Source organism: Ruminococcus sp. (assembly GCF_019417665.1).
Lineage (GTDB): Bacteria > Bacillota > Clostridia > Oscillospirales > Ruminococcaceae > Ruminococcus_C.
This window is the reverse complement of record NZ_DXUU01000054.1, coordinates 1-16,130: the sequence shown is the minus strand read 5'-3', so window position 1 is coordinate 16,130 and position 16,130 is coordinate 1. Positions and strand designations below refer to the sequence as shown.

The window sequence follows — 16,130 nt, the reverse complement described above, 5'->3', positions numbered from 1 at the left end:
TCTTTCTGTTTCTATTGTCTGTGTTCCGATATGTGTCAGCATTTTATTTCCTCCGATTATCACTATAATGTTTCAAAAAAATTCCTATTTGTAAAGCTAATGCCCTACATACTGTTTAGCATATTATACCACACACCAATCTCAAAGTCAAGAAAGGAGTCGATTTTATGGGTATTTTCACAGGACTTTTCAAGTCCAGAGATAAGCCGAAAAACAGCTATGACAGCCCGTCCTACACATATTTTTTCGGACGAGCCAACAGTGGTAAACGTGTAACTGACAGAACAGCCTTGCAGCATATTGCGGTTTATGCCTGCGTGAGAGTTCTGTCGGAGGCTATTGCACAGTTGCCGCTTCATGTGTACAAATACACCGATAACGGAAAAGAGCGAGTGCCACAGCATCCGCTCTATTTTTTACTCCACGACCAGCCGAATCCTGAAATGACATCATTTGTTTTCAGGGAAACCTTAATGTCACATCTGCTGATTTACGGCAATGCTTATGCTCAGATTATCCGGAACGGCAGAGGTGATGTTTTGGGACTTTATCCTTTGATGCCAGACAAGATGAAGGTTGACCGTGACGATAAAAACCGCTTGATATATATTTACAGCCGTTACGATGAAGCCAATCCGAATATGAAAGAACAGGGCGACATCATTCTCTATGCCGATGAAGTATTGCATATTCCAGGACTTGGATTTGATGGATTGGTTGGATATTCGCCGATTGCCATGGCGAAGAACGCTATCGGTCTTGCAGTTGCCTGTGATGAATATGGTGCATCATTCTTTGCCAACGGTGCAAGTCCCTCTGCTGTGCTGGAGCACCCCGGAGTAATCAAAAATCCGGAGCGTGTACGTGAGGCATGGCAAAGAGCATATTCTGGTTCAAATGCACATCGTACTTGCGTGCTCGAGGAGGGAATGAAGTACACACCAATTTCTATTCCGAATAATGAAGCACAATTTCTGGAAACACGTAAATTTCAGATTGAAGAAATCGCAAGGCTGTATCGTGTACCTCTCCACATGATTGGTGACCTTGACCATGCCACATTTTCAAACGTGGAACATCTGTCACTTGATTTCGTGAAATACAGCCTTGACCCATGGATTGTCCGTTGGGAACAGGGACTACAAAAGGCTCTGCTTTCTGATTCGGAGAAAGGAAAGTATTTCATCAAATTCAATGTTGACGGACTTTTGCGTGGTGATTATGCAAGCAGAATGCAGGGATATGCAACAGCACGTCAGAACGGCTGGATGTCCGCTAATGATATTCGTGAATTGGAAAATATGAATATGATTCCTGCCGAAGAAGGCGGAAATTTCTATCTTGTAAATGGTTCATTTACAAAACTTGCAGATGCAGGTGCATTTGCAAATCAAAATCCAGTAAAGGAGGAAGAAACCGAATGAAGAAATTCTGGAACTTCGTGAAAAACGAAGATACATCAGAAACGGAACTTTACTTTGAGGGACCGATATCTGATGAAACATGGCTGGGAGACGAAATAACTCCGGCTCTGTTTCGTGAAGAGCTATCAAAAGTCAGCGGAGATCTGACTGTCTGGCTGAACAGTCCGGGCGGAGATTGCATTTCTGCAAGTCAGATCTATACCATGCTTCGAAATCATAAAAGCAAAGTGACAGTAAAGATTGACGGTATTGCCGCTTCTGCTGCATCGGTTGTAGCAATGGCAGGAGATGAAACACTCATCAGTCCGACAGGCTATCTGATGATTCATAACCCTATGACCTATGCTTCAGGAAATAAAGCAGAGATGGAAAAAGCCATTGCACTTTTAGATGAAATCAAGGAAGGCATTATTAACGCATATACACGAAAAACAGGACTGAGCCGAAACAAGATATCAAAACTAATGGATGATGAGACATGGCTGAATGCAGAGAAAGCTCAGCAGCTGGGTTTTGCTGACGGTATCCTATTTGATGATAAAGACAGGAAAAAGTCATCTGTTCCCGAAAAGGAAGAATCCGATCCGGATGAAAAACAGATGTCTATGCTATATTCACCAATTCAGACCACTGCATCACTGATGCAGAAATTATCCGCTATTACACCGAAAGGTGTTCCCATTAACCAGCTGGACAAACGTCTGGCACTTTTAAAAGATTGATTGGAGGAATGAACATGACCATTCAGGAATTGAGAGAAAAGAGAGCGAAGGCTTGGGACGATGCAAGAGAATTTCTGGATTCCAAGCGAAACGACAGCGGTCTGCTTTCCGAAGAGGACAGCAAAACCTATGATGCTATGGAACAGCAGATTGTGGCTTACGGAAAGGAAATCAATCGTCTGGAGCGACAGGAAAAGCTTGCCCGTGAGATGAATGCTGCAACATCTGTGCCACTGGTGTCTGTACCCGGAGCACATACAGAGCAGTCAGAAAAGACTGGCATAGCATCGGACAGCTACAGCAAGGCGTTCTGGAACAATATCCGCAATCGTAATTTCATTGATGTCCGCAATGATTTGCAGATAGGCACTGATTCGGAGGGTGGTTATCTCTGCCCGGATGAATTTGAAAAGAAGTTAATCGAATCACTGGAAGAAGAGAATATTTTCCGTCAGCTGGCCACAGTGATTCAGACATCTTCCGGTGACCGTAAGATTCCAATCGTGACCAGCAAGGGCGAGGCAGTGTGGATGGACGAGGAAGAAGCCTATTCTCTGTCTGATGACGTTTTCGGACAGGCATCTCTTTCTGCTTACAAAGTTGGCACTGCTATTAAGATTTCGGAAGAGCTCTTGAATGATTCTGCTTTTGACTTGCCTTCGTATATTGCAAAAGAGTTTGCAAGACGTGTGGGAGCAAAGGAAGAAGAGGCGTTCTTTGTGGGTGACGGTAAAGGCAAGCCGACCGGTATTTTTGCCGATGCTGGCGGTGCAGAAGACGGCGTAACCACTTCTGGTGCAGCAATTACATTTGATGACATCATGGAATTGTTCTATTCATTAAAATCACCATACCGCAAGAAAGCCGTCTGGGTGATGAATGACACCACGGTCAAGGCACTCCGTAAACTGAAGGACAACACCGGAAACTATATCTGGAATCCATCTGTACAGGCAGGTGTACCGGATATGATTCTCAATCGCCCGTATTATACTTCCAGCTATGTTCCGACTTTAGAAGCCGGCAGCAAGGCAATCGCATTCGGTGATTTCAAGTACTACTGGATTGGTGACCGTCAGGGCAGAACCTTTAAGCGCCTGAATGAGGTCTTTGCCATGAACGGACAGGTCGGTTTTATTGCAAGTCAGCGTGTAGACGGCAGACTTATTCTTCCGGAGGCAGTAAAGACACTGACCATCAAGGGTACTTCCACAGCAAAGGCATAATAGCGGAAAGGGGCTGGAGTGGGTGGTAACATTACAAGAGGCAAAAAACTATCTTCGTGTGGATCACAGTGAGGATGACAAATTGATTCAGGATTTACTACTGACGGCAAAAAAGCTGTGCATGGACGTAGGTAGAATGGACGAGGATAAGCTTTTAGAAAATGAAGATACGGTGCGAACCGCTATGCTGTATACCGTCAGCTATCTTTATGAAAACCGCAATACAGCGGATTATAAAAAGTTGACGCTAATGCTCCGCTCTATCCTTTTTGCACAGCGTGAAGGAGTGATTTAATGGATATTGGAAATCTGAATCAGCGAATCACTATTTTGGAGCATAATACCAAAATTGACAGCATCGGCAACCACAAGGCGCAGTGGGAGGAATTATTCTCCTGCTGGGCTGCTGTCAATGTAAAATCATCTTCTGAAACCACAGAAGCTGGCGTTACCGAAGAGGTCAGCTCTCTGGAATTTACTGTGCGACAAACATCGGATACTATGCGTATTAATTCCACAACCTACAAGATTTTATTCCGTGGACTGACCTATGATATCAATTCTGTGATTCCGAATTACAAGTCTATGGACTATATGAAAATTGTTGCAGGGACAAGAAAGGCTGGTGACTGCAATGACTTCTGTTGATGATATGGCATCTGAGATTATGAAAGGGTTACAGGAATATGCAGGTCTTGCAGATACAGAAATGAAAAAAGCTGTCCGAAAGACTGCGACCGAAGTCAAGAAAGAGATATCTTCCAATGCACCGAAAGACACTGGTGCTTACTCAAAAAGCTGGGCAACGAAAAAGGTCAGTGAGAACAGTCATTCTCTGCAAATGACAGTGCATTCCAAAAATCGCTATCAGCTTGCACATTTGCTGGAGCATGGTCATGCCAAACGTGGCGGCGGTCGTGTTGCTGGAAAACCGCACATTGCTCCGGCTGAACAGAATGGCGAAGAATTACTGGAGAATCTTATCAGAAAGGCATTATCATGACATACGAAGAAATCAATGAAATGATGCAGGAAATTGGACTACCTTTTGCTTATCGTCATTTTGCCGAGGGTGAAAGTCCGAATTCTCCGTTTCTGCTTTTCCTTTCTCCGGGAGAAAATACTTTCGGTGCAGATAATCTGATGTATCACAGTTTCAAACGACTGGATATTGAGCTGTACACCGATGAAAAATCCCCGGAAACAGAAGAGCGTGTGGAGGATATTCTCAAACAGCATCATGTTTTTTACAACAAATCTGAGGTATGGATTGAGAGTGAAAAGCTCTATGAAGTACTTTATGAAATGGAGGTTTAAGCTATGGCAAATAAAAAGAACAAGGTCAAGTTTGGTCTGAACAATGTACACTGGGCAAAAATTACCCAATGGTCAGCTGACGGAACAACACCTGTTTACGCTGATCCGGTCAGACTGCCCGGTGCAGTTTCTCTTTCCATGGACGCAAACGGTGAGAATGAACCGTTTTATGCCGATAACTGCGTGTATTATGTGATGAACAATAACTCCGGATACGAGGGAGATTTGGAAATTGCTCTGGTCACAACAGAATTTGCGACTGAAATCCTGGGAGAGATTCTGGACAATAACGGCGTGCTGGTAGAGAGAAATGACGCTGAACCGGCACAGTTTGCCCTTATGTTTGAATTTGAGGGAGATAAGCATAAAATTCGTCACTGTCTGTACTGTTGCTCTGCATCCCGTCCTGCAACGGAAGGACAAACCACAGAAGACAGCAAGGAAGTCAAGACAGAATCCCTGTCTCTTACAGCGGCGGCACTCCCGACCGGACTTGTCAAATCCAAGACCTGTGAATCGACAGACGAAACCACCTACAACAACTGGTACAAGATGCCGTACAATCCGGATACATCTGTGAAGACCACGGCAACGACTACCACTACTACAACCAAATCGTAAAGGGGTGATTCTATGGCAATCAAGAAAAATATTCTGGTGGATGGGATAGAAGTACCGTTTAAGGCAAGCGCTGCAGTCCCAAGATTATACCGATTGAAATTCGGAAGAGATATTTACAAGGATTTTGCTGCACTGCAGAAATCTGTATCTGAGGGCGATGAGAAAAACTCTGGACTGGACATTGAGAGCTTGGAGGTCTTTGAGAATATCGCCTATATTATGGCGAAACACGCTGATCCTGACAATGTTCCATCCTCTCCGGATGATTGGCTTGAGAAATTTAACACGTTCAGTATTTATGAAATTCTCCCACAACTGATTGAACTCTGGGGACTGAACATCGAAACACAGGTGGAATCTAAAAAAAACATCGCCCGATTGACAGGGAAATGACAACACCGCTTTTTCTGCTGCGGTGTGTACAGTTGGGACTATCTCTTAGTGAATTGGATATGCTCACTATCGGAATCGTGAATGATATGTTTACAGAACGGGAGAATGACAATTTCAAGTATGATACGCTTGCATCTCAGGATGATTTTGACCGTTTTTAGTAGAATGGAGGTGGCCGCATGGCAAACAGAATCAAAGGCATCACAGTCGAAATTAACGGCGACACCACCAGGCTTTCCAAAGCACTGGAAAGCGTCAACAAAAATATCCGCACTACCCAGACACAGCTGAAAGATGTGGAAAAGCTGCTGAAGCTTGACCCGTCCAATACAGAATTGCTCTCCCAGAAGCAGAAGCTGTTAGCCGATGCGGTTTCCTCCACAAAAGAAAAACTGGAAACGCTGAAAACTGCTGCAGAACAGGCAAATACTTCCCTTGCAAATGGCGAAATATCACAGGAACAATATGACGCTCTCCAGCGTGAAATCATTGAAACGGAACAGGAACTGCGGAATCTGCAAACAGAAGCGGATAAAACCAATACAGCATTTGCAAAAATCGGTGCAGCCGGTGAAGTGATGCAGAATGTTGGTGACAAGATTTCCGGTGCAGGTGAAAAGCTGCTCCCCATTACTGCCGGAATTACTGCACTGGGAACTGTTGCTGTTAAAACAGGAGCAGACTTTGATGCGGCCATGAGCAAAGTCGCCGCTGTATCCGGTGCGACTGGTGATGATCTGCAAGCTTTACGAGATAAAGCACGTGAAATGGGGTCTCAGACGAAATTCTCCGCAAGTGAAGCCGCCGAAGCCATGAATTATATGGCAATGGCAGGCTGGAAAACAGGAGATATGCTGTCCGGTATCGAAGGTATCATGAATCTTGCTGCCGCTTCGGGAGAAGATTTGGCTACTACCTCTGATATTGTGACAGATGCATTGACTGCATTCGGCTTGACTGCTGCCGACAGTGCTCATTTTGCTGATGTTCTGGCAGCGGCTAGTTCCAATGCAAACACAAACGTTTCTATGATGGGCGAAACCTTCAAGTATGCCGCCCCGGTTGCTGGTTCTCTTGGTTTCTCCGTAGAGGATACAGCAGAGGCTATCGGCTTGATGGCAAACGCCGGAATCAAGTCCACCCAGGCAGGAACATCATTGCGCTCCATCATGACCGCCCTTGCCGGAGAAGTAAAGTTTTGCGGAGAATCCATTGGTGAAGTTGAAATTCAGACCACCAATGCAGACGGCAGTATGCGTGAACTTTCCGATATTCTGGACGATTGCAGAGTCGCTTTTGCCGGACTTTCTGAATCAGAACAGGCATCTGCTGCACAGGCTCTTGTGGGCAAAAATGCAATGTCCGGTTTCCTTGCTCTCATGAACGCTGCTCCTGCGGACATTGACAAGCTATCCGGTGCAATTTCTGACTGTGACGGCACGTCTCTTTCCATGGCAGAAACCATGCAGGACAACCTTGCCGGACAGCTGACCATTCTGAAATCTCAACTAGAAGAACTTGCAATTTCTTTTTCGGATATTCTGATGCCTGCCATTCGTTCCATTGTTTCACATATTCAAGGATTGGTGGATAAGCTGAATCAGTTAGACCCACAGATAAAAGAAACCATTGTGAAAATTGCTCTGGTGGCGGCAGCATTGGGTCCTCTCCTCATCGTTATTGGCAAGACAATCTCCGGCATTGGCAGTGTTTTATCTCTGGTATCAAAAGCGCCTGCTGCAATCGGTGCGGTCAAAGGCGGCATTACCGCTGTGACTGGTGCATTGGGCGTTTCTATGGGAACAATTCTTGCCGTCGTTGCAGCAATTGCGGCTCTTGTGGCGGCTTTCATGCACCTATGGAAAACAAACGAGAATTTTAAAAATAACATTCTTGGCATCTGGGAACAGATAAAAAGCACATTTTCCAGTTTGACACAAGGTATCACAGATCGCATCAATGCGCTTGGATTCAACTTTGAAAGCTTCACCGATATGCTGAAAGCGGCATGGAATGCGTTGTGTAATCTCCTTGCCCCTGTGTTTGAGGGCGTATTTCAGAACATTGCAAATATTTTCTCTGAGATCTCCGGCATCATTCTGGGACTGCTGGATGTATTTATTGGTCTGTTTACCGGCAACTGGGATCAGCTGTGGAACGGTGTCAAAGGCATATTTACTTCCATATGGAACTTTATTGTATCTACCTTTACCAATATCCTCAATACTCTAAAAGGCATTGCCGATGTGGTGCTTGGCTGGTTCGGAACAAGCTGGAACGAGGTCTGGACTTCTATCAAGGATTTCTTTGTGAATATCTGGACGAGTATTTCCACGTTTTTTACCGGAATTGTTACGGGTATCCGAGACTTTTTCGTCAACATCTGGACTGGAATCTACACCTTTTTCAGCAATATTTTTAATGCCATTTACACAGTGGTTTCCACAGTATTCCAGACCATTTATAACACCATTATGACCGTCTGGAACAGCATTTATGAAACCATTGCGCCTCTTCTGGATGCATTCAAGTACCTGTTTGAAACGATATTCCAGGCGATTCAGATTCTCATTGGCATGGCGATGGACTGGATTTCGGAGAAGATTTCCGCTATCTGGAATGCAATCGTTTCATTTCTGACGCCGATTCTGGAGGGTATCAAAAATACTTTTACTACCATCTGGAACGCTATTAAAAGCGTCATTGACACAGTACTTGGTGCAATTCAGTCTGTGATAACTTCGGTCTGGAATGCGATTTATGGCTTTTTGAGTCCCATTCTGAACAGCATCAAAAGCGTGGTTTCTTCTGTTTGGGATTCTATTTCCAGCAAGATTTCAAGCATCATGAACACCATCAAATCCACGATTTCCAACATCTGGGACAGCATTAAAAGCGCTGTTTCCACAAAGGTCAGCGGCGTGAAAACTGCCATTCAGGACGGATTTCAGGCGGCGGTTGACTGGATCAAGGGGCTTGCCTCCGATGCGTGGAACTGGGGTGCGGATATTATCAGCGGCATTATTGACGGTATCAAGAGCATGATAAGCAATCTGGCGGATACGGTCACCGGTGTGGCGGATACCATACGTGATTTCCTGCACTTTTCTGTACCGGACAAAGGTCCGTTGACGGATTACGAAAGCTGGATGCCGGACTTTATGAAGGGTCTGGCTGATGGGATTAATAAGAGCAAGAAGTATGTGGAAAAGGCGGTCTGTGGCGTTGCTCAGGCAATGCAGCTGACCATGGATTCAGATTTGAATTACAGTTTAAACGGTATCTCCGGTGCAGTCGTTGGTGGCAGTTCCGGCGGTACGGTCAACAATTACTATAATAACGACAACAGCCGTACAGTGAATCAGACGAATAACTCGCCGAAAACACTGTCACGGCTGGAGATTTATAGGATGACGAGGAATGCGCTGAATACATAAAAATCATATCTCTATATTGTCTACAACATTTTTTAAATCTGAAAAATCGCATTCAACTATAGGTAGATTTCTTAGCGCCGACAAAGATATAGATTTTGCTTTAGGACTGTATTTATCAAGTTCTTTGGTCGAAATAACAAAGAATCTCCATTGGGATAAATCTGTTGGCTGAATCAGTTCTTGATTTTTACAGTTTAATAAACAAAATATATAGATATCTGATTGGCGCTTTTTTACATTTTCATACGTATTATTTTCATAATCCCAACCATATGACGGACTAATGCTGAATGAAATTTTAGATAGTGTTTTTTGTCCCCAAGTCTGAATATATGCGGACGATTTTACCTCAATACGTATGTTTTTATTGTAGAGTAAATCATATTTGTTCCAAGAGAGTCGATCATCTTTAATTTCTAATGCAAGGCGAACAATATATTCAGCGAGGATACCACGTTCGGTATTTCCTAGCAAATCTGAATGTGCCCACTTCCAATAATCTGTTAAGGTTGCAATTTGATTTCCATTGCTATCAATAATTGGTTCGTCAGCTTCAAGTTGACATGGAGGAATGGCTGGATACATAAAATCACTATCCACTTCAAAGTAACCCCTTTTCTTTGTATTTTATACTAATTATATCCCATTCACCCTCAAAAGTCAATCTACAGAAAGAAGGTGCAACCCATGTTCTTCACCCTAATCCTCGAAAACTTATCCGGCGAACAGCTAAACATTACCACCACCGCCAATCAATACATGGCCTCAAAAATTGACGGATTAAATCCCCCTGCCGGAACGATAAGCACCTCCACCTACGCTGGCATGGACGGCAGCTATCTGAACAATGCTTTTATTGAAAAACGAAATGTGGTCATCAGCTTTGCAATGCGTGGGGTAAATTTGGAACAGCGACGGCACATTCTGTATCGTGTGGTCAAACCTTCCCGATATGTCAAAGTATACTACAAGACTGACGTAATTGATGTGTACACAGAAGGTTACGTGGAAACCTGTGAAATCAGCAACTTCGATGCCCTCACAAGCGGACAGATCAGCATTATCTGCCCTGATCCATACTGGTACAGCACTTCTGCTGTCTATGCCTACTATAGCCAAGTGACTGGAGCATTCCATTTTCCGTTTCCGGGAAGTGATGCTCCTTTTCCATTGGGAATTTACAGCACCACCGATAACATCATCATACAGAATGACGGCGATGAAACAGGATTCACGATTCAGATAGAGGCTTCATCAAGTGAAACCGTGCCGGAAATTGCGGCAGTTACGCCTACAATTTACAATGCTGACACCGGAGAATATCTGCAAATCAAAGGCGACATTCTAAAAGATGATGTTATTACAATCACTACGAAAACCGGCAATAAAACAGTTACCCTTACTCGTAACGGTGTGGACAGCAATATCATCAACCGACTGGTATCCGGTTCTACATGGCTTTCTCTGCGGGAGGGCAAGAATACATTTCATGTGCAGGCGGTGCGTGGTGTGAAAAATCTGAAAGTCACTTTGATGCACAGAAATGCTTATTTAGGAGTGTGAAAAATGCAGATAGAAATTTACAGTCTAACAGCAAAAGAAAAGCAGATTTCTATTGACCTTGTTGCAATCTGCGACAGCTTTTCTTCTCTGCTATGGGACGTGGAATATTATCAGTGCGGTTCATTTGAAGTGTACATTGCCGCCAATCCACAGAACGTTGAGGTTTTTCAGCTTGGCAGAATTGTTGGCAGAGATGATGATAAGGAGCACTTTGGCATCATTGAATCTGTAAAGATTGAAACCGATGCAGAGGATGGCGATTACCTTACTGTTTCGGGCAGATTTCTCACCTGTCTGCTGGAGCGAAGAATTATTTATCCGTCTTTTTCAGCGAACAACACCTACGAAAACATTGTCAGAAACGTGCTGTCGCAGAACGTAATCTCGGCAGGCATTCGCAGTATTCCAGGACTTTCTATGGGAACAGTCAGCGGTGACTGCTGGCAGGGCAAAACAAGACTGCAGGTCAGCTACGATAATCTGATGGAGTGGCTGTATACCATATGTGAAACCATCGGCGGATCTGCTAATATCCGCATGGATGGCAATACGCTGAAATGCGATTTATTTGAGGGAACGGACAGAAGTATTCTTCAGTCTGAAAATCCGCATATTGTTTTCTCGGATTCTTATAATAATCTGCAATCTTTCTCTTACGCTGCGGATTCTTCCGTTCAGAAGAATTTTGCATATATTTTTGGCTATGGTGAAGGAAATGCAAGAAAGCGGACTACCTATTATTCCGGCACAGAGCCGACCTATCTTGAACGCTATGAAGTGTATGTGGACGAGCGAAACACGGCACAGGAGGAAGATATCAGCGATGCAGATTATCTTGAAATGCTCAGAAACAGCGGTGCAGAAAACATGGTTTCCTCGCAGACTGCATTAGAATCCACAATCGCAGCATTTTCCACTCAGTATCAGTACAACAAGGATTACTTTGTCGGTGATTATGTGACAGTGGAGCATAAACGATTTGGCTTAATTCAGCCGAAAATACAGCTGATCGGCATGATTGAAAGCTTTGACCAGAATGGTCGGAGTTTAACACCAACATTCAAAGGAGCGTGATTTTATGGCATTTTCATATGGATTTTTCAATGCAAAGAATCTGGACAGAGTGTATACCGCCGAGGATTTCACAAGCTACCTGTCCAGTCTGATCTGCAATGGTATTCTCGATACATATGGGGATAACTTTTCAGTGACCACAAGTGGTAATTTATCTGTTGTAATTGGTACAGGAAAGGCGTGGATTGGTGGTCATTATTTCATCAACGACATGGCGTATACACTTGACCTGCGGCAGTATGTTGATGAATCTCTGAGCCGTTATGTAATCATAGGCATCAGCTGTGATGTGAGTGATTCCGTTCGTGCCTGCAAGCTGGAAGTCAAATCCGGCACGGCAGCAACTTCTCCGTCTGTTCCCGTTTTTGAAAATACAGATACAAAAACTTACCTGACACTTGCGTCAGTCCGTTTGAATGGCGGTATCACAAGCATTTCTCAATCCAATATCAAGGATTATCGCAGTGATGAAAAGAAGTGCGGATATGTGAAGTGTATTCTTGGAAAATGTCGTGTCTCAGAAATGCTGCTGAAAATGGAACAGATAGACACCCTTCTTGCCGCTTATAACAAGCAGATTTCCGACTTACAGTATACTGTGGACTTGCTGCAAACAAAAGTCGATGACCTTACAGGTGATATTGCAGCAACCGGACAGTGCGGTGGAGATATCTACTATGTACTTTACTCCAACGGAAAATTACTTTTGCGTGGCACAGGTGCTATGTATGATTATAATTCAGACAATCATTCTCCATTCAGAGATAATGAAACCATCAAAACCCTTGTTGTTTCCTCCGGCATTACGCATCTTGGAGAGGATGCGTTTATGGATACAGTCAACCTGACAGAAGTATCACTCCCAGACAGTCTGACATCTATTGCTGACAGTGCCTTTATGCAAAGCGATGACCGCATCGGATATGTGCATGGATTGACGAACATCGTTATCCCGGATAAGGTTTCCACACTTGGCGGCAGTGCTTTCTGGGGTACAGCAATCACTTCTATTACTATTCCAGCAAGTGTCACTGCAATCGGCAAATATCTATGCCGTGACTGTCTGAATCTGACAGAAGCACATATAAATGGGACCTTGCTCGGAGCATATATGTTTACCGGCTGTACGAATCTGAAGACTCTGACCGTATCGGCAAAGGTAAAGAGCATTGGTGAATGCGCCTTTACCTATTGCAGCAGTCTTGAAAGTATCAGTTTTTACGGTACTACAAGTCAGTGGGACAGCATTACAAAAGGCAGTAACTGGGACGGACTTTCCGGCATGGATGTCAGCCTTTCCGGATTAACCAAAATCCAGTGTACAGACGGACATTTTGAGTATGACAGTACATCCAAGACATGGAATGAGGTGAATGATTGATGCTGAAATTTTTAGTCAGACAACAGAAAATTGAAATTCTGGAGCGTGAGATCATTGCATCCGATCAGATCGCTTTTGTTACGCTGAAGTTCACTTTTGATGGTGACTGGAAGAAGTTTCACAAGGTGGTGCAGTTTACGCAGTGCGATGAAACTTATAACAGAGTGCTTGGTACGGATGGGCTGTCTTGCTTACTGCCTGCAGAACTTCATGCAGGTGCGGTGAAAATGTCCGTGTTCGGCTATGATGCGGAGAATACGGAGGGACTTCGTGCAACGACTGTCCCCATCACGCTGAATATCCGTCAATCCGGATTTGTTGGAGATGATGACAACAGCCCAATTCCTCCAACACCGGATTTATACACACAGCTTTTGCAGAAAATAAGTGAGAAAGGAAAAGACGGAAAATCAGCATATCAGATTGCTACTGAAAATGGTTTTGTCGGAACTGAAACAGAATGGTTGGAAAGTTTGAGAGGTTCAGATGGCAGAGATGGAGTTGACGGCAAAGACGGTGCTGATGGCGCACCAGGGCAAGATGGCATTGATGGTCAGAATGGTGCAAACGGTCAGGACGGAGTCAATGGTTCTGATGGGAAATCTGCTTATGAAATTGCTGTTGCAAATGGTTTCATCGGAACAGAATCTGAATGGTTGGAAAGCCTGAAAGGTTCAGATGGCAGAGATGGAGTTGACGGAAAAGACGGTGCTGACGGACTGCCCGGCAAAGATGGCATCGACGGTGAACCGGGAGCCGACGGAACAGACGGCAAATCCGCATACATAATTGCTGTAGAGCATGGATTTACCGGAACAGAAGCGGAGTGGCTAGCCTCTCTGAAAGGTACTGACGGAAAAGACACACCCGAAGTTGACCTGTCCAATTACGCCACCAAAGACGAGTTGCAGAAAATCGAGGAAAATGCTGTTTATCTGGAGAATCTCATCAAGAACTCAACCTCCGTTAGCTATACTGTTTTGTTTGAAGCAAGTGCAGATGCACTGACCGATTACGGCGAAAATATATACACCTATTATAATGACGGTTACCGTTCTCTTGTGGGCTTTGTGGAAAGCTACTCGCATTTCTGCTGTGCTGAAAATGACTTTGCGCTATACTTCAATCAGAATGATTTCAGCTGGGCAGGAAGTGTATTTGTGCTTTGTCTGACACCTGTTGTTCTGACTTCTTCCATGCATTTAATTCTCAGCTATACAGTAGGTGCATCGCAGGAGGCAGAGTTTTATCTGGTGAAGAAAATCGATAAAACAGGCTCTGAACTTGCTCAGTATATCTATGAGGAAGTACAGGCGGGCAATGCGGTGGCGTTATCATTCAAATGGCTTTATTCCGATACATTTATTTCTGTGATGCAGTCACTGGAGAATGTACCGGATGGAGAATATTATCTTGCCTTCAAGGGCACATCGGACAATTCCCATCCGATGATAAAATCAATCAAATTTATGAAAGGATGATGTTTATGAAAGAATGGATCTGTACAATTGCAGGTTTGGCAGGCGGCTTTATAGCCGCTATTTTTGGCGGCTGGGACTCTGCACTGGTGACGTTACTCATCTTTATGGGTGTCGATTTCCTGACAGGTCTTGTCACTGCCGCTATGGGAAAAAGCAAGAAGTCTCCATCTGGCAGACTGAGCAGTTCGGCTGGATGGATCGGTCTGCTGAAAAAGTTCTGTGTTCTGCTGCTGATTGTAGTTGCTGTCAGAATCGATATTCTGCTTGGCACAACCTATGTCCGTGATGCTGTTTGCATCGCATTCTGTGTTAATGAGCTGCTTTCGATTCTGGAGAACACCAGTTTAATGGGAATCCCTTATCCGCCAGCTTTGAAAAATGCAATTGATGTATTGCAGGAAAAAGCCGGAAGAATCTAGGAAAATAACAAGGAGGAGAACGATAATGGCAATTCTGAAACCTGATAAAACAACAAACCTCGGCGGTGTCACCGTCAATGAGTATTTACTCACCAACCACAATCCTAATCACATCGATATGCCCTCCGTTTCTATGGAGGGCAAAATTATTGGTGTTACTGTCCACAATACCGATTGGATTTCAACTGTCGCAGGAACAACTCCTGCGGAACAGTACACACGAGCTACTGTAAACGGCAACATGAAAGACGTCCGTGTGCATTATTACTGTGATGACACCTGTGCATGGCAGAATCTTCCGCTGACTTTGTCTGGCTGGCACGCCGCTGATGGTAGCGGAAACGGCAACCGCAGAACCATTGCCATTGAGTGCATTATGTCCTCCGCTTACAACGATAAGGACAAGAAGTCCGAGGACAACTGTGCAAGACTGGTAGCAGCATTGCTGAAGAAATACAATCTTGACATCAACCATCTTTACACGCACACGCACTGGCTGAATGTCCGTGATGGAAAGTCGGGCACTGTGGACTATCTCAATACCGCAAAGAATTCTTACAAAAACTGTCCTGCATACATTCTTCCGCATTGGGCAGAGTTTAAGAAAAAGGTGCAATCCTACATGAACTCCGGTTCTTCTGCGACACCTACTTCTAAACAGCTTTACAGAGTGAGAAAGACATGGTCTGACGCTAAATCACAGATTGGTGCTTTTTCTTTTCTGGAAAATGCGAAGAGAGCCTGCAAGGCAGGATATGCTGTTTTTGACAGTAATGGTAAGCAAGTGTATCCGGCAAAGAAATCCATTGACGAAATCGCCCGTGAAGTCATTCAGGGCAAATGGGGCAACGGTGCAGAACGCAAAAAGAAGCTGACCGATGCGGGTTATGATTATAATGCGGTACAGAATCGAGTCAATGAAATACTCAGATAACTGAATAACCACACAGCAGTAATGCCCATCAAGGAGCCGTTTCCTTGGTGGGCATTATTTTTTTGCCATCTGGTAATGTTCTTTTGGAACACGAGAACACGTTGGAACACCAAATTCCTATCTCTCTATATATAATAC

Annotated in this window: 18 protein-coding genes; 17 read left to right on the top strand and 1 reads right to left on the bottom strand. The window is 44.2% G+C overall.

Translation table 11 applies throughout. The features are described from left to right. The first annotated feature begins 167 nt into the window (after positions 1-167). Genes QZ375_RS11780 through QZ375_RS11730 form a run of 11 tightly spaced genes read left to right on the top strand, consistent with a single transcriptional unit; the run spans position 168 to position 9,140 of the window. On the top strand, positions 168-1,424 hold the full coding sequence (locus QZ375_RS11780) for a phage portal protein (RefSeq protein ID WP_295219433.1): 1,257 nt from the start codon (positions 168-170) through the stop codon (positions 1,422-1,424). Continuing rightward, entirely contained in the window at positions 1,421-2,146 is a 726-nt protein-coding gene (locus QZ375_RS11775) for a head maturation protease, ClpP-related (RefSeq protein WP_295219431.1), read from the top strand. Before QZ375_RS11780 ends, QZ375_RS11775 begins: the two co-directional genes overlap by 4 nt. Positions 2,147-2,154: 8 nt before the next feature. Continuing rightward, the gene (locus QZ375_RS11770; protein ID WP_295219429.1) at positions 2,155-3,372 is read left to right on the top strand and encodes a phage major capsid protein; all 1,218 of its coding nucleotides are present in this window, start codon (positions 2,155-2,157) and stop codon (positions 3,370-3,372) included. Between the two features lie 22 nt (positions 3,373-3,394). Continuing rightward, positions 3,395-3,667, top strand: a complete 273-nt coding sequence (locus tag QZ375_RS11765) for a head-tail connector protein (protein WP_295219427.1) — start codon at positions 3,395-3,397, stop codon at positions 3,665-3,667. Then, positions 3,667-4,020 carry a phage head closure protein gene (locus QZ375_RS11760; RefSeq protein ID WP_295219425.1) on the top strand — a complete coding sequence of 118 codons (354 nt, stop codon included), beginning with the start codon at positions 3,667-3,669 and terminating at the stop codon, positions 4,018-4,020. The genes QZ375_RS11765 and QZ375_RS11760 overlap by 1 nt, the downstream gene beginning before the upstream one ends. Then, positions 4,007-4,375: an HK97 gp10 family phage protein gene (locus QZ375_RS11755; protein WP_295219423.1), complete on the top strand. Its 369-nt coding sequence runs from the start codon at positions 4,007-4,009 to the stop codon at positions 4,373-4,375. Before QZ375_RS11760 ends, QZ375_RS11755 begins: the two co-directional genes overlap by 14 nt. Further along, entirely contained in the window at positions 4,372-4,689 is a 318-nt protein-coding gene (locus tag QZ375_RS11750) for a hypothetical protein (RefSeq protein ID WP_295219421.1), read from the top strand. Before QZ375_RS11755 ends, QZ375_RS11750 begins: the two co-directional genes overlap by 4 nt. A 3-nt stretch (positions 4,690-4,692) precedes the next feature. Then, positions 4,693-5,310, top strand: a complete 618-nt coding sequence (locus tag QZ375_RS11745) for a major tail protein (protein WP_295219419.1) — start codon at positions 4,693-4,695, stop codon at positions 5,308-5,310. Between the two features lie 12 nt (positions 5,311-5,322). Beyond that, positions 5,323-5,703 carry a hypothetical protein gene (locus QZ375_RS11740; protein WP_295219417.1) on the top strand — a complete coding sequence of 127 codons (381 nt, stop codon included), beginning with the start codon at positions 5,323-5,325 and terminating at the stop codon, positions 5,701-5,703. Further along, positions 5,700-5,864, top strand: coding sequence for a hypothetical protein (locus tag QZ375_RS11735; protein WP_295219415.1), 165 nt, complete (start codon positions 5,700-5,702; stop codon positions 5,862-5,864). The genes QZ375_RS11740 and QZ375_RS11735 overlap by 4 nt, the downstream gene beginning before the upstream one ends. An 18-nt stretch (positions 5,865-5,882) precedes the next feature. After that, the gene (locus QZ375_RS11730; protein WP_295219412.1) at positions 5,883-9,140 is read left to right on the top strand and encodes a phage tail tape measure protein; all 3,258 of its coding nucleotides are present in this window, start codon (positions 5,883-5,885) and stop codon (positions 9,138-9,140) included. Positions 9,141-9,143: 3 nt separating this feature from the next. Here QZ375_RS11730 and QZ375_RS11725 read toward each other — a convergent pair whose 3' ends face one another. After that, positions 9,144-9,740, bottom strand: coding sequence for a hypothetical protein (locus QZ375_RS11725; protein WP_295219410.1), 597 nt, complete (start codon positions 9,738-9,740; stop codon positions 9,144-9,146). A gap of 87 nt (positions 9,741-9,827) precedes the next feature. On the opposite strand from QZ375_RS11725, the gene QZ375_RS11720 reads away from it, so the two are divergent. From QZ375_RS11720 to QZ375_RS11695, 6 genes are read left to right on the top strand one after another with little or no spacing between them, the layout of a single operon-like run. Further along, positions 9,828-10,703 carry a phage tail domain-containing protein gene (locus tag QZ375_RS11720; RefSeq protein WP_295219409.1) on the top strand — a complete coding sequence of 292 codons (876 nt, stop codon included), beginning with the start codon at positions 9,828-9,830 and terminating at the stop codon, positions 10,701-10,703. 3 nt (positions 10,704-10,706) lie between these two features. Continuing rightward, positions 10,707-11,777 carry a siphovirus ReqiPepy6 Gp37-like family protein gene (locus QZ375_RS11715; RefSeq protein ID WP_295219407.1) on the top strand — a complete coding sequence of 357 codons (1,071 nt, stop codon included), beginning with the start codon at positions 10,707-10,709 and terminating at the stop codon, positions 11,775-11,777. A 4-nt stretch (positions 11,778-11,781) separates the two neighbouring features. Continuing rightward, the gene (locus tag QZ375_RS11710) at positions 11,782-13,158 is read left to right on the top strand and encodes a leucine-rich repeat domain-containing protein (RefSeq protein ID WP_295219404.1); all 1,377 of its coding nucleotides are present in this window, start codon (positions 11,782-11,784) and stop codon (positions 13,156-13,158) included. Further along, positions 13,158-14,639 carry a hypothetical protein gene (locus QZ375_RS11705; protein WP_295219402.1) on the top strand — a complete coding sequence of 494 codons (1,482 nt, stop codon included), beginning with the start codon at positions 13,158-13,160 and terminating at the stop codon, positions 14,637-14,639. Before QZ375_RS11710 ends, QZ375_RS11705 begins: the two co-directional genes overlap by 1 nt. Positions 14,640-14,644: 5 nt before the next feature. Beyond that, complete coding sequence (locus QZ375_RS11700) at positions 14,645-15,058, top strand: phage holin family protein (RefSeq protein ID WP_295219400.1); 414 nt, start codon at positions 14,645-14,647, stop codon at positions 15,056-15,058. A gap of 25 nt (positions 15,059-15,083) precedes the next feature. Next, positions 15,084-15,992, top strand: coding sequence for an N-acetylmuramoyl-L-alanine amidase (locus QZ375_RS11695; protein WP_295219398.1), 909 nt, complete (start codon positions 15,084-15,086; stop codon positions 15,990-15,992). The last annotated feature ends 138 nt before the right edge of the window (positions 15,993-16,130 follow it).